Source organism: Photobacterium alginatilyticum (assembly GCF_009910675.1).
GTDB classification, from domain to species: Bacteria; Pseudomonadota; Gammaproteobacteria; order Enterobacterales; family Vibrionaceae; genus Photobacterium; species Photobacterium alginatilyticum.
In genome coordinates this window covers 1-25,490 of the sequence record NZ_RSEJ01000044.1, presented here as the reverse complement: position 1 = coordinate 25,490, position 25,490 = coordinate 1, and the positions used below count along the sequence as shown (strand labels likewise).

Genomic DNA, 25,490 nt, shown 5'->3' with positions numbered 1-25,490 from the left:
TTCTGGAGTAGTACACTATGGCGAAACTGCATGATTACTACAAAGAGACTCTAGTTAAAGAACTTGCTGAAAAGTTCGAATACCAGAGTATCATGCAAGTCCCAAGGATCGAAAAAATCACACTTAACATGGGTGTGGGTGAAGCGATCAACGACAAGAAGCTTCTAGAGAATGCTGCTGCTGACATGACTGCTATTGCAGGTCAGAAGCCGCTAATCACTGTAGCTCGTAAGTCTGTTGCTGGCTTTAAGATCCGTGAGGGCTACCCTATTGGCTGTAAAGTAACCCTACGTGGCGAACGCATGTGGGATTTCTTCGAGCGTCTAATTTCAATTGCTGTACCTCGTATTCGCGATTTCCGTGGTCTAAACCCGAAATCATTCGATGGTCGTGGTAACTACAGCATGGGCGTTCGTGAGCAGATCATCTTCCCAGAAATCGATTACGATAAAGTAGATCGTGTACGTGGTCTTGATATCACTATCACAACATCTGCGAAATCTGACGAAGAAGCTCACGCTCTACTATCTGCTTTTAACTTCCCATTCCGTAAGTAAAAGTAAGGGTTACAAATGGCTAAAGAATCAATGAAGGCACGCGAAGCTAAACGTGCCAAGCTTGTAGTAAAGTTCGCTGAAAAGCGTGCAGCGCTAAAAGCTCTAATTAGTGACGTGAATGCGTCTGAAGAAGATCGCTGGAATGCAGTGCTTAAACTTCAGTCACTACCACGTGATTCTGCGAAGTCTCGTCAGCGTAATCGCTGTAACCAGACTGGACGTCCACACGGCTACCTACGTAAGTTCGGTCTATGCCGTATCAAGGTTCGTGAAGCTTGCATGAAAGGCGAGATTCCGGGTCTACGTAAGGCTAGCTGGTAATTAGTTGCCAAATTAGAATCACGGAGTATTGACTTATGAGCATGCAAGATCCGATTTCGGATATGCTGACCCGTCTTCGTAACGGTCAGGCAGCGAAAAAAGTTGCTGTTAAAATGCCATCTTCTAAGATGAAAGTTGCTATCGCAGCTCTTCTAAAAGAAGAAGGTTTCGTGGCTGACTACACTGTTATCGGTGAAGTTAAGCCTGAGCTAGAAGTTACTCTTAAGTACTTCGAAGCGAACCCAGTTATCGAGCAAATCCAACGTGTATCACGTCCTGGTCTGCGCATCTACAAGAAAAAAGATGCTCTACCATCAGTGATGGGTGGCCTTGGTATTGCTGTTGTATCCACTTCCAAGGGTCTTATGACCGACCGCGCTGCTCGCAAAGCGGGTCTTGGCGGTGAGATTATCTGCTACGTAGCATAATAGGAGTAGGAAATGTCTCGTGTTGCAAAAGCACCTGTAGTTATTCCTGCCGGCGTAGAAGTTAAACTTAACGGTCAGGAAATCACTGTTAAAGGTGGTAAAGGCGAACTAGTTCGCGTTATCAACGAAGCAGTTGTATTGTCCCAGGAAGAGAACACCATCACTTTCGGTCCTCGTGAAGGATTCGAAAAGGCTTGGGCACAGGCAGGTACTGCTCGTGCACTAGTTAACAACATGGTTGTTGGTGTTACTGAAGGCTTTACTAAGAAGCTTACTCTGAAAGGTGTTGGTTACCGTGCGAACGTTGCTGGTTCGACTGTTAACCTAACCCTAGGCTTCTCGCACCCAGTTGCGCATGAACTACCAGCCGGTATTAAAGCAGAGTGTCCATCTCAAACTGAAATCGTACTAACTGGTACTGATAAGCAGGTGATTGGTCAAGTTGCGGCTGATATTCGCGCTTACCGTAGCCCTGAACCTTATAAAGGTAAAGGTGTTCGTTACGCCGACGAAGTCGTGCGTACTAAAGAAGCTAAGAAGAAGTAAGGTAACACTATGGATAAGAAAGCATCTCGTATCCGTCGTGCGACCCGAGCACGTCGTAAGATTGCTGAACTGGGCGCAACTCGCCTAGTTGTACACCGTACTCCACGTCACGTGTACGCTCAGGTAATCGCACCAAATGGCTCTGAGGTTATCGCTGCCGCTTCTACCGTAGAAAAAGCGATTCGCGAGCAGGTTAAGAGTACTGGTAACAAAGACGCTGCTGCAGCTGTAGGTAAAGCTATTGCTGAGCGCGCGATTGAAAAAGGCATCTCTAACGTTGCATTCGATCGTTCTGGTTTCCAATACCACGGCCGTGTAGCTGCACTAGCAGAAGCTGCTCGTGAAGCTGGTCTGAAATTCTAAGGTAGGCGGAAGATGGCTAACGAAAAAACTCAATCAGATTTGAATGAAAAGCTGATCGCTGTTAACCGTGTATCTAAGACGGTTAAAGGTGGTCGCATTTTCAGCTTTACTGCACTAACTGTAGTTGGTGACGGTAACGGTCGCATCGGTTTTGGTTACGGTAAGGCACGTGAAGTACCTGCTGCAATCCAGAAAGCGATGGAAAAAGCACGCCGTAACATGGTTACAGTAGCGCTTAACGACGGTACGCTACACCACGCTGTTAAAGGTCGCCACACTGGTTCTAAAGTGTACATGCAGCCTGCATCAGAAGGTACTGGTATCATCGCCGGCGGTGCAATGCGTGCAGTGCTAGAGGTTGCGGGTGTTCGCAACGTACTAGCTAAAGCATACGGCTCAACAAACCCAATCAACATCGTTCGCGCGACAATTGATGGTTTGAGCGGCATGAACTCTCCAGAGATGATCGCTGCTAAGCGTGGTCTTTCTGTTAAAGAAATTCTGGAGTAATCGACATGGCTAAGACTATTAAAGTAACACAGACAAAGAGCTCTATCGGTCGTTTGCCGAAGCATAAAGCTACTTTGCGTGGCTTGGGCCTTCGTCGCATCAACCACACTGTTGAACTTGAAGATACTGCTTGCGTACGCGGCATGATCAACAAAGTTTACTACATGGTTAAAGTTGAGGAGTAATCAGAATGCGTTTGAATACTCTATCACCGGCTGCGGGTTCTAAGCCTTCTGCGAAGCGCGTAGGCCGTGGTATCGGTTCAGGTCTGGGTAAAACTTGTGGCCGTGGTCACAAAGGTCAGAAATCACGTTCAGGTGGTTCTGTACGTCCAGGCTTCGAAGGCGGTCAGATGCCTTTGAAACAGCGTCTACCAAAATTCGGTTTTACTTCTCGCAAGAGCTTGGTAACTGCTGAAGTTCGTCTAGCTGAGCTAGCGAAAGTTGAAGGTGACGTAGTAAGCCTAGAAACTCTAAAGGCTGCGAATGTTATCACTAAGAACATCGAGTTCGCGAAAGTTGTACTTTCTGGTGAAATCGCTCGTGCCGTTACAGTTAAAGGTCTACGCGTGACTAAAGGCGCTAAAGCTGCTATCGAAGCTGCAGGCGGTAAAATCGAGGAATAATTAACTCGAGGATGAGGTACAGATGGCTAAACAACCAGGACAAGATTTTCGTAGTGCACAAGGTGGCCTAGCAGAGCTTAAGACTCGCCTGCTATTCGTATTAGGTGCTATCTTAATTTTCCGAGCAGGCTCTTTTGTGCCTATTCCTGGTATTGACGCTGCTGTACTTGCCGATCTGTTCGAACAGCAAAAGGGCACCGTCATTGAACTGTTTAACATGTTCTCTGGTGGTGCACTTGAGCGTGCTTCCATCCTGGCGCTGGGCATCATGCCGTATATTTCGGCATCGATTATTGTCCAGCTGCTTACGGTAGTTCACCCGGCTCTGGCCGAGTTGAAGAAGGAAGGGGAGTCTGGCCGTCGTAAGATTAGCCAGTACACCCGTTACGGCACGCTTGTTTTGGCAACCTTCCAAGCAATTGGTATTGCAACGGGGTTACCAAGTATGATCCCAGGCCTGGTACATAATCCGGGTCTAGGATTTTACTTTGTCGCGGTAGTGAGTTTGGTTACCGGTACCATGTTCCTGATGTGGTTGGGTGAGCAGGTTACCGAGCGCGGCATTGGTAACGGTATTTCGGTAATTATCTTTACCGGTATCGTTGCAGGTTTGCCACCAGCTATTGGACAGACAGTGGAGCAAGCGCGTCAAGGTGAATTGCACGTACTTCTTTTACTGTTAATTGCAGTACTTTCTTTCGCTGTGATTTATTTCGTAGTGTTCATGGAGCGTGGTCAGCGTCGTATCGTCGTTAACTATGCCAAGCGTCAGCAAGGCCGTCGTGTTTTTGCTGCCCAGAGCACTCACCTGCCGTTGAAAATCAACATGGCAGGGGTTATTCCAGCGATTTTCGCATCAAGTATTATTCTGTTCCCGGGTACGCTGGCTCAGTGGTTCGGTCAGAATGAGAACCTAGGCTGGTTAAGTGATATTTCACTGGCGCTAAGCCCAGGTCAGCCACTTTATGTGATGCTTTATGCTGCTGCGATTATTTTCTTCTGTTTCTTCTATACCGCGTTGGTGTTTAACCCTCGCGAGACAGCTGACAACCTGAAGAAGTCTGGTGCGTTCGTACCTGGTATTCGCCCGGGTGAACAGACCGCGAAATATATAGATAAAGTAATGACCCGTCTGACATTGGCAGGCGCGCTCTATATTACCTTTATCTGTCTGATCCCCGAGTTTATGATGATTGCATGGAATGTCCGCTTCTATTTCGGCGGTACATCACTACTAATCGTAGTTGTAGTTATTATGGACTTCATGGCTCAAGTTCAGACACATTTGATGTCTCAACAATATGAGTCTGTTTTGAAAAAGGCTAATCTTAAAGGCAACGGCCGTTAAGACTGGTTATCCATTTACGGAGTTTAGCAATGAAAGTTCGTGCTTCCGTTAAGAAAATCTGCCGTAACTGTAAAGTTATCAAGCGCAACGGTGTTGTGCGTGTAATTTGCAGTGAGCCAAAGCACAAACAGCGCCAAGGCTAATTAGCAGAAATATTTCTTGCAAATTGAAGGTAGGTTGGCTAAATTAGCCAACCAATCTTTTGTGTGTGCAAAAGAATTGTTCCACCGCTGCGTATCCTAAACGGGCTCTGCAGCGGTTATTCTTGAAAAGTACTAGGAGTGAATAGTGGCCCGTATTGCAGGCATTAACATTCCTGATCAGAAACATTCTGTAATCGCTCTAACAGCGATCTACGGCATCGGTAAAACTCGCTCACAGGCTATCCTGGCTGAAGCGGGTATTGCTGAAGATGTTAAGATCAGTGAACTGACTGAAGAGCAGATCGATCTACTGCGTGATGGTGTAGCTAAGTACACTGTAGAAGGTGATCTACGTCGTGAAGTATCCATGAACATCAAGCGTCTAATGGACCTTGGCTGTTACCGTGGTCTTCGTCATCGTCGCAGTCTACCACTACGTGGACAGCGTACTAAAACCAACGCACGTACCCGTAAGGGTCCGCGCAAGCCGATCAAAAAGTAATCGGATAAGGTAGAGTACAATGGCAAAACAACCAACTCGCGCTCGTAAGCGCGTACGCAAGCAAGTAGCTGATGGCGTTGCGCACATCCATGCTTCTTTCAACAACACAATCGTAACCATTACTGACCGTCAGGGTAACGCTCTTTCTTGGGCTACTGCAGGTGGTTCTGGTTTCCGTGGTTCTCGTAAATCTACTCCGTTCGCTGCACAGGTTGCTGCTGAGCGTTGTGGTGAAATGGCCAAAGAATATGGCGTTAAGAACCTGGAAGTTATGGTTAAGGGCCCAGGTCCTGGTCGTGAGTCAACTATCCGCGCTCTAAACGCTGCGGGTTTCCGTATCACTAACATTGTTGATGCGACTCCGATCCCTCATAACGGTTGTCGTCCACCTAAGAAACGTCGCGTATAACGTTTCTAGGAAAACTGGAGAAAGAACATGGCAAGATATTTGGGTCCTAAGCTGAAGCTTAGCCGTCGCGAAGGCACTGACTTATTCCTTAAGTCTGGTGTACGCGCGATTGATACCAAGTGTAAAATTGATAACGCGCCGGGCATGCACGGTGCGCGTCGCGGTCGTCTATCTGACTACGGCGTTCAGCTTCGTGAGAAGCAGAAAGTTCGTCGTACATATGGCGTACTAGAAAAACAATTCCGTAACTACTACAAAGAAGCTGCTCGCATCAAGGGCAACACAGGTGAAAACCTGCTTCAGCTTCTTGAAGGTCGTCTAGATAACGTAGTTTACCGCATGGGTTTTGGTGCTACTCGCGCTGAAGCACGTCAGCTGGTAAGCCACAAAGCGATCCTAGTAAACGGTCAAGTCGTAAACGTTCCTTCTTTCAAGGTAGCGGCTAACGACGTTGTTAGCATTCGTGAGAAAGCTAAGAACCAAGCACGCATTAAGGCAGCTCTTGAAGTTGCTACTCAGCGTGAACTACCGACTTGGGTCGAAGTAGACAACAGCAAGATGGAAGGTACGTTCAAGCGTCTTCCAGAACGTTCTGATTTGTCTGCCGACATCAACGAACACCTGATCGTCGAGCTTTACTCTAAGTAAGGCTATAGTTAAGAGAGGACACAATGCAGGGTTCTGTAACAGAATTTCTTAAGCCGCGTCTTGTTGATATTGAACAAGTTAATACGACGCACGCAAAAGTAACTCTTGAGCCACTAGAGCGTGGTTTCGGCCACACGCTAGGTAACGCTCTACGTCGTATTCTACTGTCTTCAATGCCGGGTTGTGCCGTAACTGAAGTTGAGATCGACGGTGTGTTACACGAGTACAGCACCAAAGAAGGAGTACAGGAAGATGTTCTTGAGATCCTTCTAAACCTTAAAGGTCTAGCCGTTAAGGTTGAGGGTAAAGACGAAGTTATCCTTACTCTGAACAAATCTGGTGCAGGCCCTGTTGTTGCAGGTGACATCACCCACGACGGTGATGTTGAGATTGCGAACCCAGAACACGTAATCTGCCACCTAACTGATGACAATGCTGATATCAGCATGCGCATCAAGGTAGAACGTGGTCGTGGCTATGTACCAGCGTCTGCTCGTATTCACACAGAAGAAGATGAGCGCCCAATTGGTCGTCTGCTAGTTGATGCAACTTTCAGCCCAGTTGACCGTATCGCATACGCAGTAGAGGCAGCACGTGTTGAACAACGTACTGACCTAGACAAGCTTGTTATCGATATGGAGACTAACGGTACGCTTGATCCTGAGGAAGCTATCCGTCGCGCAGCAACAATTCTTGCTGAGCAACTGGATGCATTCGTAGATCTACGTGATGTACGAGTTCCTGAAGAGAAAGAAGAGAAGCCGGAGTTCGATCCGATCCTACTGCGTCCTGTAGACGATCTTGAACTAACTGTTCGCTCTGCTAACTGTCTGAAAGCAGAAGCGATCCACTACATCGGTGATCTTGTTCAGCGCACTGAGGTTGAGCTACTTAAAACGCCAAACCTTGGTAAGAAGTCTTTGACTGAAATCAAAGACGTGCTGGCTTCACGTGGTCTGTCTCTGGGCATGCGCCTGGAAAACTGGCCGCCGGCATCAATCGCTGAAGATTAATAGTTACTGATATCTAGTTAGAAGGATTAGGTCATGCGCCATCGTAAGAGTGGTCGTCAACTCAACCGCAACAGCAGCCATCGCAAAGCGATGTTCAGCAACATGGCTGGCTCTCTGGTACGTCACGAGCTTATCAAGACTACCCTGCCTAAGGCAAAAGAGCTGCGTCGCGTAATTGAGCCATTGATTACCCTAGCTAAGACTGACAGTGTTGCTAACCGTCGTCTTGCATTCGCACGTACTCGTGATAACGAAGTTGTTGCGAAACTATTTAACGAATTAGGTCCACGTTTTGCTCAACGTCCGGGCGGTTACACTCGCATCATGAAGTGCGGTTTCCGTTCAGGCGATAAAGCCCCTATGGCTTACATCGAGCTAGTAGATCGTCCTGAAGCTCAGGAAGAAGCTGCTGCTGAATAAGCACTAGCGCGTTAAATAAAAAAGAGGCCGAGTCTTTGACTCGGCTTTTTTTTTGCATGACTTTCGGGATAGCAGCGAGGGTTATGTATGGTTTATTTGTTTGTAGACAGTTCCGGCTTTGGTGGCGTCGAAAGCCATATTCAGCAGTTGGCACGACTTATTAGCCGTCAAGGTGTTGATGTTGAAGTTGTTTTTTTTCGTCGTTATTCTTCCCATCCCCTGTATGTGCTACTTGCCGAGTCGCAGATCCCATTTCGTTTCATCTCGGACTCTACCTGTTCTGCCTTCTTCAGGCGATTAAATGCCGGGGATGTTGTGCATGCTCATGGCTATAAGGCAGCGCTGATTGCAAGGCTGTATCGACTCTTGTCTTCCTATCAGTTGGTTGTCAGCTTTCATGCTGGCGAAGCCCTGTCGGGGAAGCTGGCTTTGTATGAAGGATTAAACCGGGCGACAAGTTTCCTTTCGCGCAATATTGCCGTGAGTCAGCGGATCCAGTCACAAATTCCGTTTAACTGCGAATTGCTCCGCAATTTCATTTTTGACCTGCCACCAATGACTAAGCGGCAGCGACATACCCAGTTGCAGGTTGGCTTTGTCGGCCGCTTGAGCGCAGAGAAGGGTATCGATCGCTTTGTTCACTTGAGCAGGCAACTGCCAGCTTGTCGGTTTCATGTCTTTGGCGACGGTGAGCTTAGATCGATACTGGAAGGGGCAGGGGAGATTCATTGGCACGGTGCAGTGGAATCCATGGATAGCTATTGGCGACAGCTAGACTTGCTGGTTATTAGCTCGCGCGCTGAAGGCTTGCCTATGGCGGCGCTTGAGGCGATGGCTCATGGGGTGCCGGTTGTTGCGACAAACGTAGGGGAAATAGCGTCCTTGTTGCCATCAAGGAGCCTGGTTGCCGAACCACAATGGGAGCAGCTAATGGTATTGATCGATGATATTGATCTGGCCGGGGATGTCGGGTGGCTGCAACTTTCACAGTATTCACAGCACCGTATCGCAACCCACTTTGCGGCTGAAACTCGCTGGCCACAGTTGGCCCATATATACCAGTTAGGTACCAGTTAGGTTAATTGGTCCGCTCTTGTCCATCACGGAGTATGGTCAGCACGCTGCAGTCATCGGCAGGGTTTTGAGGGGTACTTTGCCACAGGTAAGCATGCCGTTGTAGAGTGCTAATCGCTTGAATGTTATTGAGCTGCGCTTGGCACCACCTTCCCTCGAACAATCCATCGCTATAGAAATGCAGACTATCGTTCGCCGATAGCTGTACTTTGGTACCGACTACGTCAACGGCTTCGAAGAGCCCTAACAGCCCCATACCGCCCTCGATTTCCCGAGCTGTACTCCCCAAGAGAACAGGGTTTGGCATGCCGGCATTATAAATTGTAACAGTGCTGTCTTTGCCGATATGGATAACCAGCAGACATACCAGGCTGGTTGCCTCGTTGGCGTGATAGAGGTAGCGGTTGAGTGACGTCAATAGCTGTTCGGGTGAGATACTATCGTGATACAACAACCCGCCGATAAAGCCGAAACATACCGAACCATTGATTTTTGCGGCAAGTCCATGACCCATCTGATCGCCTAGCACCAGTAACTGTGAACCGTTTTCCAGCTGGCGTTGCATGACAAAGTCACCACCGACTTGCGGCTGTTGGTCGAGGAGTAATTGCAAAGGGAAAGGGAGCGGCTGAACATCGTTGTGGCCGTTGTTGGCTGTGATTTGTTGCTTTAGCTTGGCCTCGAAGCCGGCTGATAAGTTGCTGTGTCGTTCGATAACCCTGCCCAGGACGCTGAGCAGATGTGGCTTGGTGATGGGTTTTGCCAGGAAGTCATCAATGCCCGACTGTGCGGCAGCACTGCGTGTGTTGTCTTTTGTATCGCCGGAGAGAAAAACGAAAGGCAGCATTTGATGATGTTTGAGTGCGGCTACCTTGTTTCGAAAGTCAAAGCCGTTGATATTTGGCATGTGAAGATCAGCCAGTACCAGGTCGCAGTGGTTCTTGGCCAGCCAGACCAATGCTTCGCTTGCCTGGCTAAACAGCGCCAGCTGATAATCCGGCTCAAGGAAGCTGGCCAATAGAGCCAGCTGGCTGCTGCTATCATCCACAATCAGAATTTGTTTGTGTGTAGTTTGCCTTGGTAGCCGGAAACGGATCCGGTTATGGGAGGGGGTGATCTGATAGTCAAAATCCGGAAATGTTGCGCGGATCAGTGCCAGTCCCATTCCGTTTTCCACTTCACTGCTTGGTAATTCAGCGCTCTGTAGCTGCTCTTTGAGCTCTAGCCATGCAGAACCGTTGTCTTTAATGGCGAGGTAGTGATGGTGACCTGAGCGTTCGTAGCTGATCGAAATACGGCTTGCTGGCTCGGCTTGGTGATCAAGCAGGTTAGTACAATACTCGCTGCACACCAGTTTGAGGTTTTGAGTCAGCTCGGAGCTGAGCTCCATAACAGAGGCTTTGTCCGCCAGTACTTTTCGTATCGACTTTAGATTGTCATAGCTAAGCGTGAACTGACGCTGAAACAGGATCTGGCTCATTTAGTGATATTTCCCTGGCTTATTGATACTTACCGAGCAACAGAGGGTTGTGCTGCAGGTAGTGGATCAGCCTGCGTTTGATTGTGTCGGGTATCCAGCGTGCTTTGCCGTGGAGTACCCGAATGATTTCCTGCGACAGGGAAGGATTGCTCTTGTCGTTAATCAATGTTCCGAGCAGATGGACGCCTCCCTGCTCCAGTTTTGTCATACTGGTCAAGAGCTCACTCTCTGTTGTTTGCGCCGCCGCCAGACAGAGAATCGATGCATCGCTGATATGGCTGATGGCTGTAATGGGTAGGTTTTGCCAGTTAGCGGTGCTGATGGTGCCGATATCACAGATGATATAGTGATAGTTTTTCTTCCAGCGCTCCAGTGCAGCGGCGAGCGTTTGCGGCTGGCGAAGATCAAGAATGGTCCGGTGAACGCTGGGCTGGGGTAAAAGATCAAGCTGCTGATCAAGATGGATTAACACATCTGACTCGCCGGTACCGTCGCTTTGCCATGGTCCGGAAGGGTAACCCTGCCCGGATCCCGACAGATCAAGGTCGATCAACAGCACGCTGTGCTGGTCTTCGGCGCATCGCCTGGCCAGCCACATTGATTGGGTCGATGTGCCGCAGCCCGGACTGGCGCCAGCCAGGGTGATCACCCGCGCGTCCAGTTGATGAATTTTGTGAAAAAGTTGATCGTACTCTGCACTTAGCCAGGGTTTCATAATGCGGCTCCCAAGGCGATAAGGGTGAATAGTCCTAAGACATCCCGCAGCCCCTGCCGCCATTGTTCCCCGATAGAGTCACTTTCATTGGGCACATAAACGGTATCGCCGGGACGAAGCAGGGGGAGAGGATAACGGGCCGGATCGATGACATAGTCACGCAGGTTAAAGGTTTGGGCCTGATCGCCACAGCATGATGTATTTACAATCATGATCCGTTCGATATAGGCTTCGTCTGACGGGCCACCGGCTTCGGCCAGCAGGTCAAGGATGTTCATCTGGTTGTTGAAGGTATAACGGCCGGGCTTGTTGACCGATCCCATCAGGCGTACCACCCGTTCGGCCGGTTTGTCGAGCCAGTTTCCCTGCTCCTTGGGGACATAGATAACATCGCCGGGAACGACAACGGGCAGCAGGCTTTCGTCACCCGTTTCAAAATAAAGGGAAAGATTTAGCTTGGTCACCTGGGCCTGGCTTTTATCGCGGTGGCTGATCCGGATCTGCCGCAGGTCGGCATCGCCGTTTGGTCCGTCGGCTGCGGAAAGGATGTCGAGAAATCCCAGCTCCCGATTGAAGGCATAGCGTCCCGGTGCGCCGACCTGACCAAAGACATAGATGGAGTCATCAGCTGACTGGCGGATCCAGCCGGCTTTATTATCGGTCGGATCATGGGGAAGTTCGTCGATGACGATGGTATCACCGGCATCTAGCAGTGGTAGGGCGGCGAAATTGCCCCCTTCATTGATGAAATTCTCCAGGTCAAAGTAGATGACATTTTCGGGAGTGTTCAGTTGTTCCTTGATGAGCCTGATGTTGCTGATATTTGCCTGCTGCTTGGGCCCGCCAGCCATAGCAAGGATATCGAGAAACGTCATAGTATCGTTCCATTTGAAGCGTCCGGGGGCGTTGACGGCGCCGATCACCTTGACTGCACGCTCGTCGGCAGTCTTCTCCAACTGTGGGATATAAATAACATCGCCAGGAGCTACATCGGGAATGAGCGATTCATTGCCGGTTTCGAAATAATGCGAGAGGTTAAAGCGGGTTACCTCGGTACCCTTGCCGCTGCGGTGGCTGATCAGAACTTCCTGGATATCCGCTTCGCTAGTTGGTCCGTCTGCTGCCGACAGAATATCGAGAAATCCCTGTTCGTTATTGAAGGCATAACGGCCCGGGGCGCCGATCTGGCCGAAAATATAGATGGAGTCTCGGGCTGACTGACGTAGCCAGCTGGATTTATTGTCGGTCGGATCATGGGGGAGTTCATCCACAATCACGGTATCTCCCGCCCTCAACTGCGGGAGTTTACCTTTGGGCTGACCAGCTTTGGTAAATTCGACAAAGTCAAAAAAGGTCACTCTGGGTTCGTTTTTTGCGGCGGATTCGCGGATGATCCGGATATTGCTCAGGTTAGCCTGTTGTTTTGGTCCGCCGGCATGGGCCAGTAGATCCATGAAGCTCATGGAATCACTCCACTCAAAACGGCCCGGGTTGTAGATGGCCCCAATAATTTTGATAGCACGGTCATTGGTTACTTTCAGCCACGACTTTTCGTTGAAGTCGATTTTCTCGGGCACGAAGATGACATCGCCGGGCTCGATCGGGGGGAGCGTACTTTGGCTAGGGTTTTGGGTATATTCGACCAGGTTGATGCTGAGTGGAGCGTTGACATTGCTGAGCAGCTTGATATGCGTCGTATCGGCAAATCGGGTGGGGCCGCCAGCATTGGCCAGTACATCAATAAAGCCTGTTCCGGGAGAGCTCTCGTAGGCGCCGGGGGCTTTGACCTCACCCATGACGTAGACAGTCCGTGATGTCGTATTGATATCTTCAACTTCAATTGGTGCAAAAATCGTGGTGCCGGGTTTGATTGGCGGCAGGTTGCTGGCATCCCCGGTATCAAGGTAGGCCTTGAGATCAAACTGGTATGGGATATTGTCGGTAATGACCCGTATCTTGGTGACATCGGCGTAACGGGTGACACCATCAGCCCGCATGAGCGCATCGACGACTGTCATATCCGGTTTGAAGCTAAATGTACCGGGGTTACGCAGCTCACCAAAAATCGTGATCCCTTGCTCTTCGTCGGCATCCCCGCCTTCTCTTAGGGAAGCTGCATCAAAGTTCACCTCAACGTTACCCAGTAAAGGAGAGGCCGGGACAAAGATAGTATCACCGCTCTTGATGGCTGGTAGCTGACCGGGATCGCCAGAATCAAGGTATTGCTTATAGTTGAAGACTTGTGTTTTGCTGTTTCGGATTAACTTGAACTGGTCAAGCTGGGCCCCGGGCCTTGCTCCGCCGGCTTCGGCGACGGCCATTTGTATATTGCTACCGGGTTTGAGCGAGACCATCCCCGGCTGTTCGACATAGCCGAGAACCTGTATACGGATCAGATGCTCCATGATGCTCAGCTCAAGTTCGTCTAAATTTCGGTAGATGGTACTGAGCCGTTTACGGATCCTTTGCTCGGCTTCGTCGATGCTGAGCCCGGCAACGGTGATTAGCCCTGCTTCGGGTAGCCTGAGTTGTCCTTGGTCATCAATGGTAAAAGGGTCGTCAAATGCACTCTCGCCGGGGAGCTGCAGGTATACCCGGTCACCGGGAGTCAGGGTTGTCCCCCAGGCCGGAGCAATAATGAGCAGTAGTACCAACAGCAAGGCTCGACTCATAGCGACTCCCTGACTGCGTGCCAGTCTTGCAGTGAGTAGACCCGGTGGATGGAGCGGGTGTGGTGCTCGACAAGGACTTTGGCGTCTACTTTGCGGTTGCTGAGCCGTTGGGTCCGAGAGCGGGGATCTTCGACAGATAGCTCTTCGCCTGCGCTAAAGGTGGTTATCTGATTGGCGTCGACGCCTTGTTCTATCAGATATCTGCGTACGGCATCGGCTCGTTTCATGCCGAGTTGGTTGTTACTTTCCCGGGTGCCGATGGTGTCGGTATGGCCAGTTAGCTGTAGGTGCCAGTGGTTCTGGCGTTTTAGAATTGATGCTGCGCGCCTGAGTGCCTGCTGGTAGTCGGGCAGTAGCTTGGCCCGGTTAAAGGCAAACTGGTTGTCGATACGCATTAGCAGCAGGAATCTATCTCTGAGCTCTATTTCTGAATAGCGGGGATCCAGGCATAGGGTGTGGTACTCCAGCCAGTCCATCTGACGCTGGATCTTGCCAAATTGCGTCTGGTATTCCAGTAACGTGATATCGGCATCATCGCTGAACCCGGCTTTGGCTTCCTGGCGAGCCTTGCTATACAAGTTTTCCAGCTGCTGGTACTGGCCGGGAAGGCAGAGCTTGGCTCCCCGAGTTGCCAACAGCTGCAGCTCGAAGTCATGATGCTCGAGCTCAAGCCATTGATCCCTATCTGGCGGTGTGTACGGGTTTTCACCCGATGTGGGCCAGGTTGTACAGCCGCTGATCGCTAAGAGCATCAGCAGGATCGGCAGTTTATCCATATCGTCACAACTCCGCTGAGGTGATCATCGGGATCACCTTGTCTATCCGTAACATTTGCATCAGCTGGCGTGGCTGGCCATTGACATTAAGCAGGCGTAATTTTTTATCTCTGCTTTTCAGTCGTTTGTATAAGAAAACAATGGCACCAATTCCGCAGGAGTCAATAAATTGTACCTGTGTCAGGTCAAGTATCAGCTCACTTTCCTCGGTTTGGCTGAGTGACTCAAACTCTGGCTCCATTTGTCTGGCAATATGGGCATCAAACTCATCGTGAATTGGCAGGGTAACGACAGAACCTGTTATAGCTTGCATACTAACCTCTTGTCTGAAAGTGACTTTCACTCAGGGTAAGTAATACAAGTGATATGCCAACTATTGTCCGCGTTTGGATACCATGATGTAGAGTGTTTTAAAAATGATGTAGAAATCCATTCTAAGCCATTGAAGCGGAGAGCCTAATGCGACGGCGTACGCGTGATCCCAGGCTATTTTGTTTTTTACATCATCCAGACAGCTGTCATAGCCCTGATTGACCTGTGCCAGACCGGTAATGCCGGGACGAAGGCCTGCGGTCCGCTCGAGATAAAAAGGCAATGCATTTTGCAAATCGCCACACATTTCGGGACGCTCCGGTCGTGGACCGATTAATGACATATCTCCCCTTAACACATTGATAAACTGAGGCAGCTCGTCAAGCCGGGTTGCCCTGAGAAAGCGCCCAATACGTGTGATTCGCGGATCATTCTTGGTAGCCCAGACAGCACCAGACTGATTCTCGGCATTCTGGCTCATGGTGCGGAACTTGATGACATTAAAGAGTTCCGCCTTGTCCTCGGTGATCCGGCCGACTCTGAGCTGATGGTAGAAGGCCGGTCCGGGCGAGTCGAGCTTGATAAGGATTGCCAGTAATGGCCATAGGGGAAGGGTAAGCAGCATGCCGACCAGGCTGAGGATAATATCACTGCCGCGTTTGAGGGCCTGGGTTGATTGTGTCTGATAGTTTGCGATAGGAGGCAGGTGCCGCCACCCTTGTCGAAACTGGCCGCCGAGATACCGGAGCATACCGAGCAGGGAAGAGAAGTAGCCGCCAATAAAGTAATGCAGCTTATCGGTCAGGCGACTATGGATACCCAAAAGCGGTAGCAGTGCCAGCAGGTAGGCAACGCTCTGCAAAGCGACCAATCCTACGGCAACCCCGATTCCTTGCCAGGCCATCAAAGTGCTAAGAGCAAAATAGAACAGCAGGATAAAAGGCATAACGGTACGAAGCCCCTTGCCTGATGCAAACAGCCAGTTGGTCTGGTAGTGACGGAACTGGAACAGGAATCGGCAGCGTATTAGCTGCTGAAGATTACCGGCCCCAATACGTTGGCGGCGTTTGTGGTTATGTTGTTCGTCAGTGGGGGTGAGCTCGACGCTATTGATACTTTGGTTAAACACGACATTGTAGCCTTGCTTGATCACTGTCATCGGCAACATGAAGTCATCGTTGATGGTATCTTCCGGAAGTGGAGTAAATAGCTTGGCGCGCATGATATAAAAAGCGCCATTTCCTCCCATTACATTGCCAAGGTGGGATTCGGCATAGCGGATGTTGTTCTGCCATTGCCAGTATTGCTCTTCGCCAAGTGTGGCCTCGGCCAATAGGTAACAGCACGTAATTGCTCCAGTCTGTGGATTGCGGAAGTTTGCTGCGGCTTGCTTCAAGGCATCAATGGAGATCAGGGCAGAGACATCGCTGAGGGCAATAAGCTCGGAGGTATCTTTCGCTTGCGCCATTAGCTGATTTATCCGGGCCAGCTTACCGCGGTTGGTTTCATCCTCTATGACGTGAAGCGCAATGCCCGCGGCGCTAAATTTACCTTTCCAGCTATCAATGATCCTGGCGGTTTGATCGGTACAGCCATCGCAGCAAATCCAGATGGAGAGCTGCTTAGCCGGATAGTCCAGCATCAGCAGGTTAGCCAGCTTGGCTTCAATGCATTGCTCCTCGTTGTGCGCCGGCATGACCAGAGCAATAGAAGGAAAATATTGGTCATGCTTTCCGGCCTGCTCCTCATCCGCTGAGTTGGAACGTGTTGCATGTTCACTGGCACTGCGATTTCGGCCAAGCCAGATCATCATACTGGTGTAGATCATATGGTGATAAACAATAAGCAGGCTAAGAAAGATGAGTAACATCCATTCGAGTGTCATTGTTATTCCCCCTAGTTTGAATGGGCTAATGCTTCGTATGTGGCCGTCATTATCCGGACGTCAGCCTGGTTACGAATGTATTGGGCATTACTTTCACGATAGGTTTCAGCGGCGTCTAACCCTTTCTGTAGTGCTCTGGCCAGATCTTGGGGGTCATCAGGGTTGATAAGTAGGCCGCTGTGCGGGCAAAGCAGGTCCGGAATCCCCCCGACAGCTGTTGCGACGACGCTTTTTCCGCTGGCCTGGGCTTCAAGCAAGGCCAGAGGCAGCCCTTCCTGGCGGGAGGGCATGCAGAAAATATCAATCGCCCGGTAATAATTTCGCATGTTGGCGCAATGCCCAAGCCAGTGAACTCGGTGGGAAACCCCAAGCTGCTCGGCTTTTGTAACCAGCGAGGGTTGCTCGGGCCCACTGCCTGCGATGGCTAGTCGGTGGTTGTCCGGAAGGAAAGTGAGTGCCTCGAGCATGGTATCGATGCCCTTCTCCGGCACTAACCGGCCGGCACAACCAATAATGATCTGATTGGCGGGAAGTTGGAGAACCTGCCTGGCGAGTAGCTGGTTACCGGGCGTAAAGTGTTCGGTGTCTATACCGTTGACGATGACCTGGCTGGTGGTGATCCCATATTGATTCAGTTGTTCGGCAACCCGGGGGGCATCGGCGATTAAATGAATACGGCTTCCCTTTAGTAACCAGCGGGTGATGAACCGCTGTTTGGTGTCGTGCAAGTGCCAGCTGTCATGCTCGGTCTGGATGTGATTAAGGGATAGGCCGATAGTGGCGAGACGGGTATAGAGTAATGGGCCAAGATGGTGGGAGTGTACGGTGGTCACCTTGAGCTGCTTGATGAGCTGTCGCAATGAAATAACCGTATTGAGATCCCTGCCTTTGGGTTTGCCGAGAAAGAAAAGGCGAGATGCGAACGGTTGCAATTCAGGCCAGGCTGCAATGGCCGAGTGCTTCTCTCCTTCTAGCGAGACAACGTACACATCATGACTGGGAGAGGAAAAGCGCAGTAGATTGAGAACGAGTCTCTCGATACCGCCTGGACGCAGGTGTTGGACAATTTGTAGTGTGACATGCTTCATGATGAACTCCCTGGAAAGTTGGGGATCCGGGCGAGTACCGGTACTCGGGTTAGCCGATTGATTTGGGTTGTCTGGTATAACCGGGTATCTAATAGTTGCACTGCACAGGCAAGGGACAGGCCGAGGCCGAGTCCAGCGACAATGCCGAGAAGAAAATTAAGCCACCATGGCCAGTTCAGCGGTCGGTGGGGTTGGATTGGGCGATCGATGATCTGCAGTTTGTCGGGTTCCTCAAAACGGCCGAGGTGGCCTGTAACCTTGGCCATTTCATAACGCTCCAGAAGCTGGTTATAGATCCTGGATTTGACGTCATAGTTACGCTGCAGGATCTTTAGCTGCTTTTCCAATGTGGCGAACTCGGCCCTTTTGCTCTGTATCTGGGTGGCCTGTGCCTGAAGCAGCTTCAGCTCACCATCCAATGTCTGGATCTGGCTTTCCGCCTGCTGAAGTTTTTCGAACTGGCTGAGCAGTATTGGTTGGTTATTGTTATCACGGCTTTGGGTGTGGTTTGCCACGCGCTGCCAGAGTTGACTGACTTCCTGGGCGCTGAGGGATTGCTGCTCGTCAACCAGTCGGGAACGTTCTTGCTTCAGGCGACCAAGCTTGCGCAGTACCGCTTTTACCGCTGAGTGGCGGTCGGTATAGCTTGCTCGCAGCATTGCCAGCTCGGCTTCGGCTTTGACGATTTCCTCTTCCAGCATTCCGACAACCGGATTGGTGCTGGCCAGGCGCTGGAAGAAATTATCACGCTGGGTTTTGGCGTGCAGCAGGGCTAGTTCTGTTTCCTGAATGAGTGAATTAAGGCGAGCATCGTTTTGTACCTTCATTCCCTGTAGCTGGGGAAGGTTATCGGCATGCTCGGCTTTGAATAAAGCCAACTCGCTTTCGGCCAGCTCGAGATCTTGCTGGGTCGATTCAAGCTGCTTGTGGAGAAAGACTTCAGAACCGTCGACGGAGGCCCGTCCCGGAGCGCGGAGCTTGTCGAGAAAAATGTCGGAGACTTTGTTCAAAATCACCGGCATTTCACTCGGGGTTGGCCAGTTTAGCCCAAGCTGAACCAAATCATTGCCGACCAGGGTAACACTCAGGCTCTGGCTTAGGTTGCTGATGACTACCTCTCTTTGCGTTTTGTCTGTGACGGGGGCCAGCTCAAGCTCGGTAGTAACCCGTTCCAATACAGAGTGGCTGTGCAGCAATACCCGTAATGCCTTTATGCGCTGTTTCAGGTTCATTGAAATAGAGAGGTCTTCGAGAAACGGATTGAGCATTGCCGCTTCCTGAACCAGGATTGTGGTTTGGGCATAGTAGCGCTTGGCCTTGAGGAAACTGCCTGCTGTCATCAGCAACGGCATGATAAGTACCGGCAACAGGATCAGGTACCGGTGAACCCACATGGCATGGATTAGCGGATAGAGCTTGGCAAATAGCTTGTGCCGCATGGCTATTGTCTCATCAAGATCAGCGTATCAGCTGTCTGCTTGGGGGCGTATTTCAGCAATAGCGGGATTTCTCGGTCGTCGGAAATCTGGCTGACAGCCTGAATACGTTTTTGTCCCTGGACGAGCGCTTTGAAAGGATCCTCCATCGCCGCCGGTGCAACCAAAGCCGTCAACTGGTGATAGGGGTGGTTGTCGAGAAAGCGGGTTATCTTTCTGTTCTGCTCAGCGGTCAGGGAGGTTTGTTCCGGGCTGAAATAGAGGGTGAGCTCCTGAGGGATATGTACCGTACTGGCACACCCCCATAAAATGAGACTGCTGCATAGACAAAGGATCCTTTTCATCTGACTACCTTCTCTTTTAACGGGTATATAGAAGTAGTAGCAAAAAAGGTGCCCAGAGTTAGAAAAATTATGACGGGGAGTCTGTTTTTTCGGACATTAGTTTTGAATTTATCAATTTGATAACGGCATTGGCGCGATTCTCCCAGCTTTCCTGGGCGATTCTCCCAGCGGCCTGCTTGGCATAAGCTTGTCGTTCACTACGGCTGAACTGGCAATGGCTATCAATTGCCCGTAGCCAATCATTCGGGCTGGTGGCAGTTGTTACCAATGGCTGATAGGGGTGAACGGCAGGGAAATCAGCGCTGATCACCGGGCAGCCAGCCGCCAGATACTCCCTTAGCTTTAGTGGGTTACAGGCTCGGATCTGATCGTTATCGATGAAGGGTAAAATTGCTGCAGTCCAGTGCTGAAGATAACCCGCCAGCTGGTGGTGGGGCTTGGCAGGCAGAAAATGGATATTTGGAATATGGCTGAGTGCTGTGATATCCGTATTTACCGGTCCAATCAGGTAGAAGTTGATACCGGGCCGGGCGTTGGCCAGGTGGGCTAACAGTTTTTGATCGAGCCAGTTATTGATGCTGCCATAGAAGCCGATACTGGGTTGTGTCGTGCTGATATCGGCAGGACAAGACGCAGGTTTTGCAAATTGCGATAAGGCGACGCCGTGAGGAAGCAACCAGGTTTTACTGGCCGGAAACTTGTCTTGCAAGGCCGGACTGCAGGCCAGGATAATGTCGGCCCTGTGAATAAGCTGTTGTTCCATTTCAGTGACATAATGGTGATCAACATCGGCGAGGGATGAGAAATCATCACCGCAGTAATAGATCACAAGATCACTGTCGCAGATATCCAAGTAATCCACGGCGGTGGGTAGCGCCGCCCAGATGATGCGGCATTTTTGTTTGCGGTAAAGCTGCATATTAAGCAGTGCATTATTGATTCTTTTGATGAGAGGCGCCTGTGCAACAGGCCACACCAAAGGCTTGATGATTGTGGCCGGAGCCTGGCTGGGAATGCACTCATTGGTGTTACTTATTTTAACCAGCGAGCGACGGCTAAACGTTGCGTACAGCTTTTCTCTGACCCTGTTAATGTCACGCCAGTTCAGCTTTGGTTGTCGCAGCCCGATGGAGTTAATCCAGGTCACGTCATAGCGATCCATCAGTGCGGTTAAAATATGCTGGCTACTTGAAGGATGCCGTCCCCAGTCTTCGCCGAATACAAGAAACTCCATTTTAATACTCCAAGTTTTTGATCACCTTTGCCGGATTGCCTCCTGCTAGTACGCCCGGTGGGATATCTTTGGTCACCACGCTGCCTGCAGCGATGACGCTACCTTCGCCAATGGTGACACCGGCCTTAACCATGACACCAGTGCCAAGCCATACGTCACGGCATAGATGAATATCGCCGATTTGCTGGTCGGTATCCGGTTGGCCGATAGCACGGGCATGAGGTTCTATAGGGTGGCCCGGGAAGCCGGCTAAAAAGACCTTTCCGGCGAGGCGGACGTTGTCATCAAGCTGAATTTTGGTGCCGACGGCCAGGGTGTTTTGCCAGCCGATGTCCACATTGTCGCCGATAATCAACTGAGGTCGTTGTGCTCCCCATACTCTGCCGCAATATGTTGATACCCCAGAAAGACGACATTTTTCTCCGAGGCTGATATTGAGCTGGCCGAGTATTTGTGGCATGCCGCAATCGAGCTGAAGACTTTTAGGGCGATGAGCAAGCTGGGAAATAAAGAGCGGGGTGAAATAGCATTTTTGCAATATGCAATGAATCATGTTCTTTGTTGCAAGGTGCAGATGATAGAGCAGTGAATGCAGCAGGGGAATACAGGGCAGGTAGCTTCCCCTGACTTTCTGTAGCAGTTGTTTGATAGAGATAATTTGGGCTGGGCTGAGGTGCTGTTTAACTAAGGTTCGCATGTTTGTCCTCCGGTATCAGTGTTAGCCGGTCAAGCGCCAGAATCAGGCCTATGAGAATATACAGGGGCCAGTTTGTGCCTTGGGTTAAAAAGGTCCCACTGACACAGAATGACAACATGCCAAGCCATAGCCCCTGGGCTAGCGGCTTCATTTCATGGTTGTTCAATCTTTTCAGTAGCCGGTAGCTCACTTTAAGGGCTCCGATAAGCATAAGCAGAAACAGTACCAATCCGGCAAAACCGGTTTCTGCGATGATTTGCATCCAGGTACTGTGGACTGCGTGGTTTTTTCCGTCCCAGTGCGGCGAGTAGAAATAATAGTTATATAAGAAGTTATCGAGTCCGACGCCGGTGAACGGGTTGGCGACTGCCATGTTGAAGGCTGCCTGCCAGGCGTATATGCGCCCCATAGCGGATTCGTCAATACCGTCTTCCGCTGCTCCGCCGGAGGAGCGATCACTGATCCCGGCCAGGGTGATCAGTGCGAGCAGGCCGATAGTGCTGAAGATGACCGGTACGATAACGGAGCGGCTTTTCAATAATGCCAGCGCAAATATCCCACTTGCGATTCCTAGCAGCCCGCCCCGGCTTTGGGTTGCCAATATACTCATCAATAGGACAATTAGCGTGATGATGGTAAGGCCCCGTTGCCATTTGTTGCCATGAAAGCTATAGGCAAGGGCAAATGAAACGGGAAACAAAAGCACTAGGGCCAGATCATTAGGGTCGCCAAGTACAGAGCCAATGTCTCGTCCAATGGTGACCCGGGTGCCCTCGACAAGCCCAATACCGTTGGCTTTGTTGTACAGAGCCAGGCCACCGATGCAAAGTCCACTCAGTATAAGAAAGAATGGAATTTTCTGTAGCTGGGTAAGTCGGGTTGGTAGCCAGCTAATCGCAAACACCATGATAAAAATCTTGATGAAGTTGCCATTGAAATTGGCAAACGCCTCGGCGCGATTTGTTGCAGCGATGCAGGAAACAAGTACCCAGGCGGTGAATATTACCAGTTGGGTATGCAGGCTTTGCCAAGTGATGGTTTCTCGTTTGAGCCATAATTGCCAACCGAGCCCGGCCAGGCTGGCCAGGGCCAGTAATTGCGGGATCCGAAGAGGCTCCAGAATAGGGAAGGCCTCATGGATCCGAAAGTAGGAGAAGATGATGAAGCCTACGCAGACGATGAAAGCCTGGCTAATAATGAAAGGCAGGGTAAACAAGACGCCAATCAGCAATACCAGGTTACCTTGCTGAAACCAGACAAGATAGATCATCATGGTGCTACACAATGCGAGAAGTAGCTGCTTGCGTCGGCTCATAGGCGTCGGGGCTCTGGCAAGGTGAGAATATCGTGTGAGTGCCGCATCATGCTCAAAGTGCCTCGATGTTTTTCGACAGCAGGGTTACCTGATGTGAGATGGTGAAGAGGGTCATTACTCGGTTGAAAGCGTAGGCGCGCTGTAAGTTCAGGTCGCTCTCGCTACGCTTTAGGTGAGACTCCATAGCGATGGCAAGAGCATGGGGATCATCTGCCGGAAATAGCTGCCCGCTTTCACTATCTAGGATCTCAATATAAATGGGGAGATCACTTGCTAATATGGGGAGCCCCAGAGCCATCGCTTCCTTGATAATGAAAGCGTGCGTATCATCATTACGATATGTGCTTGCCGTAGAGAGCATGATAAGCGCCTTATAATTGCTGGCATGCTGGTGGTACCAATTAGGCGTCATATTTTTAATACATGAGATTTGATGATTGAGTGCTAAATTGCCGAGCTGTTTCTTAAAAGGCGAGAGCAGAGAGGGCTTTCCAACGATATCGATACTGATCTCAGGGGAGAGTTGCTCTAGTGCCATAATTAGAGTCCCCAGCTCTTTTTCATCATCGGTTTGACAGACTAAGAGAAAATCCTTATGAGGCCGCCAGGCCCGCACAAGAGAGCTGTAGTTGTCCTCGTATACACCGAATGGAATATGATAGATGGGTTGCTCAGTTGTAAGTTGCAGTTCGTTCTGCATTTCTTTCGTTATTGCACAGATAAAATCAGCCGCTTGTAGGCTGTTGCTCTGGCTCTTGGCATCGCTGCCCACCACTGAAATGGGAATGTTGAGTATTTTTGCGGCAACAATCGCTGTTGCGGCATGATGACTGGATAAGTGAGTATGCAGGTGTTCGCAGCCATCTCGCTCTGCTAAATAGGCGAGCTGTAGTCCCTTTCGCAGTAAAGGCAGATACCCCATGGCTTGTTGCTTTAGAATAAAGGAGTGGCAGCGATAGGCTTTCCATATCTTGAACAGTGAATAGATAGGAGCGTCTGAAAGCGAGATGCAATTAAACCCTAAGTAAGCATCAATGGGGTGGAATAGCATCTTGTCATCGAAAGCATAGGGTTTGACTTGATGGCCAAGAGTCATCATGGCTCGGATTTCAATACCGATAAAGGACTCTGACAATGCCGGAGAGTTGGGAATAACGTAGCCAATCTTTTTCATTCTGCCCCCAGTCTATACGCAGCCGCTTGTCGCTTTATTCTTGAGTATCAATATTGATGCCAAGATTGATACTCATGTTGATTGGCTTGGGCCTTGCATAGAGTCAGCAGAATAGAGGATTGCAATGCTGTGGGGGATGGATTTGGAGAAGGCAATTAAGCTCAGTGTCGTAATAGTGAATAATAATAGTTTTTCTACCTTACCAAGAGCGATTGATAGTATTCGGGTGCAGGGCTGCAATGTAGAAATTATTATTGTTGATGACGGTTCGGTCGATGGTTCTCGCGAGTGGTTAGCGTTGCAAACGGATATAAAAGCGATATTTACTCATCGGGTTGGCTTGCCTAAAGCCAGAAATGTAGCCATTCAGCATTGTAGCTGTGACATGATAGCGTTTCTTGAACCTGGTGATTATTGGCTGCCTGGAAAGTTAACCCGTCAGTTAAATCTGCATGCACTCTACCCGGAACTGAGATTAAGTTTTACTGATTACATGCATATATCAGTATCAGGAAAAGAAATTATTACCTGTTTTAACTTTTGGTCTAGGTTTAAAAGAATTATCGGCCAGCGCTATCCTCTTATTATCTTCAAGAATTTCACTCCATTGATATTTACCGAGAATATGATTGGTACAAGTACGGTTGTGGCTAAAAAGTCGGCTTTGGTTGAAGCTGGTGGTTTTGAGCCGACGTTATCATTTGCTTCGGATTGGGATCTGTGGCTTAAAGTTGCTCAGCAAGGAGAGGTTGGTGTGTTGAACCTACCGCTTTGCCACTATACCCATGAAGTAGATGGCTACGCGAACAAGAAGTCGAAAGAGCGACTAGGTGCGATGAAGTTTATTTTAAAGAAACATGCCAGTGCTGTTAAAGCACACCCTTTTACTTTAATTAGGGGGTATCTCCGCTTGATCACGTGTAGAGCTGAATATAATCGGGAACAACATGCCTATGTTTTATCAATACTTCATGAACTATTTGCGTTTTGCTTTCAACCTCAGTGGTGTCGTGTAAGAGCTGTTGGGGGAGATATATTGAGAATGTTGTCTCTAAAACAAGCAAAGACGAATTAATTGGTGGTATGTTGTTCGAACGTGAGTTTTTTTAATATTTAGGCTTGCTAACTTTAAACAAGTCTCTATAATGCCGCCTCACCGACACGGAGAGCTGCTTCTTAAAGTAAGAAAGCAGGCAACGAGCCGGTGTGGTGAGAGCCTTTAAAAATAAAGTTTCAAAAAGTGATTGACACTTTACGCTGAACCTTTAGAATGGCGCACCTCCTCAGAGCGAAAGCAAATGAGGAATTGTTCTTTAACAATTTGACCATGCAATCTGTGTGGGCACTCGTGAAATGATTAGTCAAACCTTTTGTCTTCACTTTTTAAAAGTGAAAGCAAATTTGGCATCAGTGAACTGAGTGACCAATACAAAATAGCTTATGTTATTTTGGCAC

At 49.7% G+C, this 25,490-nt stretch carries 30 protein-coding genes; 17 read left to right on the top strand and 13 right to left on the bottom strand.

The annotated features are described in order from the left end of the window. The first annotated feature begins 17 nt into the window (after positions 1 to 17). The 16 genes from rplE to EIZ48_RS26385 all read left to right on the top strand — a co-directional run bounded on the left by rplE (position 18) and on the right by EIZ48_RS26385 (position 8,910). Positions 18 to 557: a 50S ribosomal protein L5 gene (gene rplE / locus EIZ48_RS26460; protein ID WP_075762916.1), complete on the top strand. Its 540-nt coding sequence runs from the start codon at positions 18 to 20 to the stop codon at positions 555 to 557. Positions 558 to 572: 15 nt separating this feature from the next. Beyond that, entirely contained in the window at positions 573 to 878 is a 306-nt protein-coding gene (gene rpsN, locus EIZ48_RS26455; protein ID WP_075762915.1) for a 30S ribosomal protein S14, read from the top strand. 35 nt (positions 879 to 913) lie between these two features. Then, positions 914 to 1,306 carry a 30S ribosomal protein S8 gene (gene rpsH / locus EIZ48_RS26450; protein ID WP_075762914.1) on the top strand — a complete coding sequence of 131 codons (393 nt, stop codon included), beginning with the start codon at positions 914 to 916 and terminating at the stop codon, positions 1,304 to 1,306. A gap of 12 nt (positions 1,307 to 1,318) precedes the next feature. After that, positions 1,319 to 1,852 carry a 50S ribosomal protein L6 gene (gene rplF, locus EIZ48_RS26445; RefSeq protein ID WP_075762913.1) on the top strand — a complete coding sequence of 178 codons (534 nt, stop codon included), beginning with the start codon at positions 1,319 to 1,321 and terminating at the stop codon, positions 1,850 to 1,852. Between the two features lie 9 nt (positions 1,853 to 1,861). After that, complete coding sequence (gene rplR, locus EIZ48_RS26440) at positions 1,862 to 2,215, top strand: 50S ribosomal protein L18 (RefSeq protein ID WP_068330631.1); 354 nt, start codon at positions 1,862 to 1,864, stop codon at positions 2,213 to 2,215. 12 nt (positions 2,216 to 2,227) lie between these two features. Further along, positions 2,228 to 2,725 carry a 30S ribosomal protein S5 gene (gene rpsE / locus EIZ48_RS26435; protein WP_075762912.1) on the top strand — a complete coding sequence of 166 codons (498 nt, stop codon included), beginning with the start codon at positions 2,228 to 2,230 and terminating at the stop codon, positions 2,723 to 2,725. 5 nt (positions 2,726 to 2,730) lie between these two features. Continuing rightward, positions 2,731 to 2,910: a 50S ribosomal protein L30 gene (gene rpmD, locus EIZ48_RS26430; protein WP_005302823.1), complete on the top strand. Its 180-nt coding sequence runs from the start codon at positions 2,731 to 2,733 to the stop codon at positions 2,908 to 2,910. A 5-nt stretch (positions 2,911 to 2,915) separates the two neighbouring features. Next, complete coding sequence (rplO, locus tag EIZ48_RS26425; RefSeq protein WP_075762911.1) at positions 2,916 to 3,350, top strand: 50S ribosomal protein L15; 435 nt, start codon at positions 2,916 to 2,918, stop codon at positions 3,348 to 3,350. A gap of 22 nt (positions 3,351 to 3,372) precedes the next feature. Beyond that, positions 3,373 to 4,698 carry a preprotein translocase subunit SecY gene (gene secY / locus EIZ48_RS26420; RefSeq protein ID WP_075762910.1) on the top strand — a complete coding sequence of 442 codons (1,326 nt, stop codon included), beginning with the start codon at positions 3,373 to 3,375 and terminating at the stop codon, positions 4,696 to 4,698. A gap of 29 nt (positions 4,699 to 4,727) precedes the next feature. Further along, positions 4,728 to 4,841, top strand: coding sequence for a 50S ribosomal protein L36 (gene rpmJ, locus EIZ48_RS26415; RefSeq protein WP_000868186.1), 114 nt, complete (start codon positions 4,728 to 4,730; stop codon positions 4,839 to 4,841). Between the two features lie 145 nt (positions 4,842 to 4,986). Continuing rightward, positions 4,987 to 5,343, top strand: a complete 357-nt coding sequence (gene rpsM, locus EIZ48_RS26410) for a 30S ribosomal protein S13 (RefSeq protein WP_075762909.1) — start codon at positions 4,987 to 4,989, stop codon at positions 5,341 to 5,343. Between the two features lie 19 nt (positions 5,344 to 5,362). Further along, the gene (gene rpsK / locus EIZ48_RS26405; protein WP_005370963.1) at positions 5,363 to 5,752 is read left to right on the top strand and encodes a 30S ribosomal protein S11; all 390 of its coding nucleotides are present in this window, start codon (positions 5,363 to 5,365) and stop codon (positions 5,750 to 5,752) included. 27 nt (positions 5,753 to 5,779) lie between these two features. Beyond that, positions 5,780 to 6,400, top strand: a complete 621-nt coding sequence (gene rpsD / locus EIZ48_RS26400) for a 30S ribosomal protein S4 (RefSeq protein WP_075762908.1) — start codon at positions 5,780 to 5,782, stop codon at positions 6,398 to 6,400. A gap of 23 nt (positions 6,401 to 6,423) precedes the next feature. Continuing rightward, a complete protein-coding gene (locus EIZ48_RS26395) occupies positions 6,424 to 7,413 on the top strand; it encodes a DNA-directed RNA polymerase subunit alpha (RefSeq protein WP_075762907.1) in 990 nt (329 codons plus the stop codon). 33 nt (positions 7,414 to 7,446) lie between these two features. After that, on the top strand, positions 7,447 to 7,833 hold the full coding sequence (gene rplQ / locus EIZ48_RS26390) for a 50S ribosomal protein L17 (RefSeq protein WP_075762906.1): 387 nt from the start codon (positions 7,447 to 7,449) through the stop codon (positions 7,831 to 7,833). 87 nt (positions 7,834 to 7,920) lie between these two features. After that, positions 7,921 to 8,910, top strand: a complete 990-nt coding sequence (locus tag EIZ48_RS26385; protein ID WP_160658208.1) for a glycosyltransferase family 4 protein — start codon at positions 7,921 to 7,923, stop codon at positions 8,908 to 8,910. A gap of 1 nt (position 8,911) precedes the next feature. On the opposite strand, the gene EIZ48_RS26380 is transcribed toward EIZ48_RS26385, so the two are convergent. The 13 genes from EIZ48_RS26380 to EIZ48_RS26320 all read right to left on the bottom strand — a co-directional run bounded on the left by EIZ48_RS26380 (position 8,912) and on the right by EIZ48_RS26320 (position 24,035). Next, positions 8,912 to 10,387: a response regulator gene (locus EIZ48_RS26380; protein WP_160658207.1), complete on the bottom strand. Its 1,476-nt coding sequence runs from the start codon at positions 10,385 to 10,387 to the stop codon at positions 8,912 to 8,914. 19 nt (positions 10,388 to 10,406) lie between these two features. Next, on the bottom strand, positions 10,407 to 11,102 hold the full coding sequence (locus tag EIZ48_RS26375; protein WP_160658205.1) for a P-loop NTPase family protein: 696 nt from the start codon (positions 11,100 to 11,102) through the stop codon (positions 10,407 to 10,409). Next, positions 11,099 to 13,774 carry an SLBB domain-containing protein gene (locus tag EIZ48_RS26370; RefSeq protein WP_160658203.1) on the bottom strand — a complete coding sequence of 892 codons (2,676 nt, stop codon included), beginning with the start codon at positions 13,772 to 13,774 and terminating at the stop codon, positions 11,099 to 11,101. Before EIZ48_RS26370 ends, EIZ48_RS26375 begins: the two co-directional genes overlap by 4 nt. Continuing rightward, positions 13,771 to 14,550 carry an OmpA family protein gene (locus EIZ48_RS26365; RefSeq protein WP_160658202.1) on the bottom strand — a complete coding sequence of 260 codons (780 nt, stop codon included), beginning with the start codon at positions 14,548 to 14,550 and terminating at the stop codon, positions 13,771 to 13,773. Before EIZ48_RS26365 ends, EIZ48_RS26370 begins: the two co-directional genes overlap by 4 nt. Positions 14,551 to 14,554: 4 nt before the next feature. Then, a complete protein-coding gene (locus EIZ48_RS26360; protein ID WP_075762900.1) occupies positions 14,555 to 14,863 on the bottom strand; it encodes an STAS domain-containing protein in 309 nt (102 codons plus the stop codon). Positions 14,864 to 14,923: 60 nt separating this feature from the next. Continuing rightward, entirely contained in the window at positions 14,924 to 16,747 is a 1,824-nt protein-coding gene (locus EIZ48_RS26355) for a sugar transferase (RefSeq protein ID WP_160658200.1), read from the bottom strand. A gap of 11 nt (positions 16,748 to 16,758) precedes the next feature. After that, on the bottom strand, positions 16,759 to 17,835 hold the full coding sequence (locus EIZ48_RS26350; protein ID WP_160658198.1) for a glycosyltransferase: 1,077 nt from the start codon (positions 17,833 to 17,835) through the stop codon (positions 16,759 to 16,761). Beyond that, on the bottom strand, positions 17,832 to 19,274 hold the full coding sequence (locus tag EIZ48_RS26345) for a Wzz/FepE/Etk N-terminal domain-containing protein (RefSeq protein ID WP_075762897.1): 1,443 nt from the start codon (positions 19,272 to 19,274) through the stop codon (positions 17,832 to 17,834). The genes EIZ48_RS26350 and EIZ48_RS26345 overlap by 4 nt, the downstream gene beginning before the upstream one ends. A 2-nt stretch (positions 19,275 to 19,276) precedes the next feature. After that, positions 19,277 to 19,615, bottom strand: a complete 339-nt coding sequence (locus tag EIZ48_RS26340; protein WP_160658197.1) for a hypothetical protein — start codon at positions 19,613 to 19,615, stop codon at positions 19,277 to 19,279. Positions 19,616 to 19,682: 67 nt separating this feature from the next. Continuing rightward, entirely contained in the window at positions 19,683 to 20,849 is a 1,167-nt protein-coding gene (locus tag EIZ48_RS26335; RefSeq protein WP_160658195.1) for a glycosyltransferase family protein, read from the bottom strand. A gap of 1 nt (position 20,850) precedes the next feature. Continuing rightward, entirely contained in the window at positions 20,851 to 21,546 is a 696-nt protein-coding gene (locus tag EIZ48_RS26330) for an acyltransferase (protein ID WP_160658194.1), read from the bottom strand. Further along, positions 21,530 to 22,861, bottom strand: coding sequence for an O-antigen ligase family protein (locus tag EIZ48_RS26325; RefSeq protein ID WP_160658192.1), 1,332 nt, complete (start codon positions 22,859 to 22,861; stop codon positions 21,530 to 21,532). Before EIZ48_RS26325 ends, EIZ48_RS26330 begins: the two co-directional genes overlap by 17 nt. Before the next feature lie 52 nt (positions 22,862 to 22,913). Beyond that, a complete protein-coding gene (locus EIZ48_RS26320) occupies positions 22,914 to 24,035 on the bottom strand; it encodes a glycosyltransferase (RefSeq protein WP_160658190.1) in 1,122 nt (373 codons plus the stop codon). A gap of 124 nt (positions 24,036 to 24,159) precedes the next feature. Between EIZ48_RS26320 and EIZ48_RS26315 the strand changes: the two genes are divergently transcribed. After that, entirely contained in the window at positions 24,160 to 25,110 is a 951-nt protein-coding gene (locus EIZ48_RS26315) for a glycosyltransferase (protein WP_160658189.1), read from the top strand. The last annotated feature ends 380 nt before the right edge of the window (positions 25,111 to 25,490 follow it).

Coding starts and splice junctions, on each gene's coding strand:
- rplE (WP_075762916.1), top strand. CDS start 18: ATGGCGAAACTGCATGATTACTACAAAGAGACTCTAGTTAAAGAACTT.
- rpsN (WP_075762915.1), top strand. CDS start 573: ATGGCTAAAGAATCAATGAAGGCACGCGAAGCTAAACGTGCCAAGCTT.
- rpsH (WP_075762914.1), top strand. CDS start 914: ATGAGCATGCAAGATCCGATTTCGGATATGCTGACCCGTCTTCGTAAC.
- rplF (WP_075762913.1), top strand. CDS start 1,319: ATGTCTCGTGTTGCAAAAGCACCTGTAGTTATTCCTGCCGGCGTAGAA.
- rplR (WP_068330631.1), top strand. CDS start 1,862: ATGGATAAGAAAGCATCTCGTATCCGTCGTGCGACCCGAGCACGTCGT.
- rpsE (WP_075762912.1), top strand. CDS start 2,228: ATGGCTAACGAAAAAACTCAATCAGATTTGAATGAAAAGCTGATCGCT.
- rpmD (WP_005302823.1), top strand. CDS start 2,731: ATGGCTAAGACTATTAAAGTAACACAGACAAAGAGCTCTATCGGTCGT.
- rplO (WP_075762911.1), top strand. CDS start 2,916: ATGCGTTTGAATACTCTATCACCGGCTGCGGGTTCTAAGCCTTCTGCG.
- secY (WP_075762910.1), top strand. CDS start 3,373: ATGGCTAAACAACCAGGACAAGATTTTCGTAGTGCACAAGGTGGCCTA.
- rpmJ (WP_000868186.1), top strand. CDS start 4,728: ATGAAAGTTCGTGCTTCCGTTAAGAAAATCTGCCGTAACTGTAAAGTT.
- rpsK (WP_005370963.1), top strand. CDS start 5,363: ATGGCAAAACAACCAACTCGCGCTCGTAAGCGCGTACGCAAGCAAGTA.
- rpsD (WP_075762908.1), top strand. CDS start 5,780: ATGGCAAGATATTTGGGTCCTAAGCTGAAGCTTAGCCGTCGCGAAGGC.
- EIZ48_RS26395 (WP_075762907.1), top strand. CDS start 6,424: ATGCAGGGTTCTGTAACAGAATTTCTTAAGCCGCGTCTTGTTGATATT.
- rplQ (WP_075762906.1), top strand. CDS start 7,447: ATGCGCCATCGTAAGAGTGGTCGTCAACTCAACCGCAACAGCAGCCAT.
- EIZ48_RS26385 (WP_160658208.1), top strand. CDS start 7,921: ATGGTTTATTTGTTTGTAGACAGTTCCGGCTTTGGTGGCGTCGAAAGC.
- EIZ48_RS26380 (WP_160658207.1), bottom strand. CDS start 10,387: ATGAGCCAGATCCTGTTTCAGCGTCAGTTCACGCTTAGCTATGACAAT.
- EIZ48_RS26375 (WP_160658205.1), bottom strand. CDS start 11,102: ATGAAACCCTGGCTAAGTGCAGAGTACGATCAACTTTTTCACAAAATT.
- EIZ48_RS26370 (WP_160658203.1), bottom strand. CDS start 13,774: ATGAGTCGAGCCTTGCTGTTGGTACTACTGCTCATTATTGCTCCGGCC.
- EIZ48_RS26365 (WP_160658202.1), bottom strand. CDS start 14,550: ATGGATAAACTGCCGATCCTGCTGATGCTCTTAGCGATCAGCGGCTGT.
- EIZ48_RS26360 (WP_075762900.1), bottom strand. CDS start 14,863: ATGCAAGCTATAACAGGTTCTGTCGTTACCCTGCCAATTCACGATGAG.
- EIZ48_RS26355 (WP_160658200.1), bottom strand. CDS start 16,747: ATGACACTCGAATGGATGTTACTCATCTTTCTTAGCCTGCTTATTGTT.
- EIZ48_RS26350 (WP_160658198.1), bottom strand. CDS start 17,835: ATGAAGCATGTCACACTACAAATTGTCCAACACCTGCGTCCAGGCGGT.
- EIZ48_RS26345 (WP_075762897.1), bottom strand. CDS start 19,274: ATGCGGCACAAGCTATTTGCCAAGCTCTATCCGCTAATCCATGCCATG.
- EIZ48_RS26340 (WP_160658197.1), bottom strand. CDS start 19,615: ATGAAAAGGATCCTTTGTCTATGCAGCAGTCTCATTTTATGGGGGTGT.
- EIZ48_RS26335 (WP_160658195.1), bottom strand. CDS start 20,849: ATGGAGTTTCTTGTATTCGGCGAAGACTGGGGACGGCATCCTTCAAGT.
- EIZ48_RS26330 (WP_160658194.1), bottom strand. CDS start 21,546: ATGCGAACCTTAGTTAAACAGCACCTCAGCCCAGCCCAAATTATCTCT.
- EIZ48_RS26325 (WP_160658192.1), bottom strand. CDS start 22,861: ATGAGCCGACGCAAGCAGCTACTTCTCGCATTGTGTAGCACCATGATG.
- EIZ48_RS26320 (WP_160658190.1), bottom strand. CDS start 24,035: ATGAAAAAGATTGGCTACGTTATTCCCAACTCTCCGGCATTGTCAGAG.
- EIZ48_RS26315 (WP_160658189.1), top strand. CDS start 24,160: ATGCTGTGGGGGATGGATTTGGAGAAGGCAATTAAGCTCAGTGTCGTA.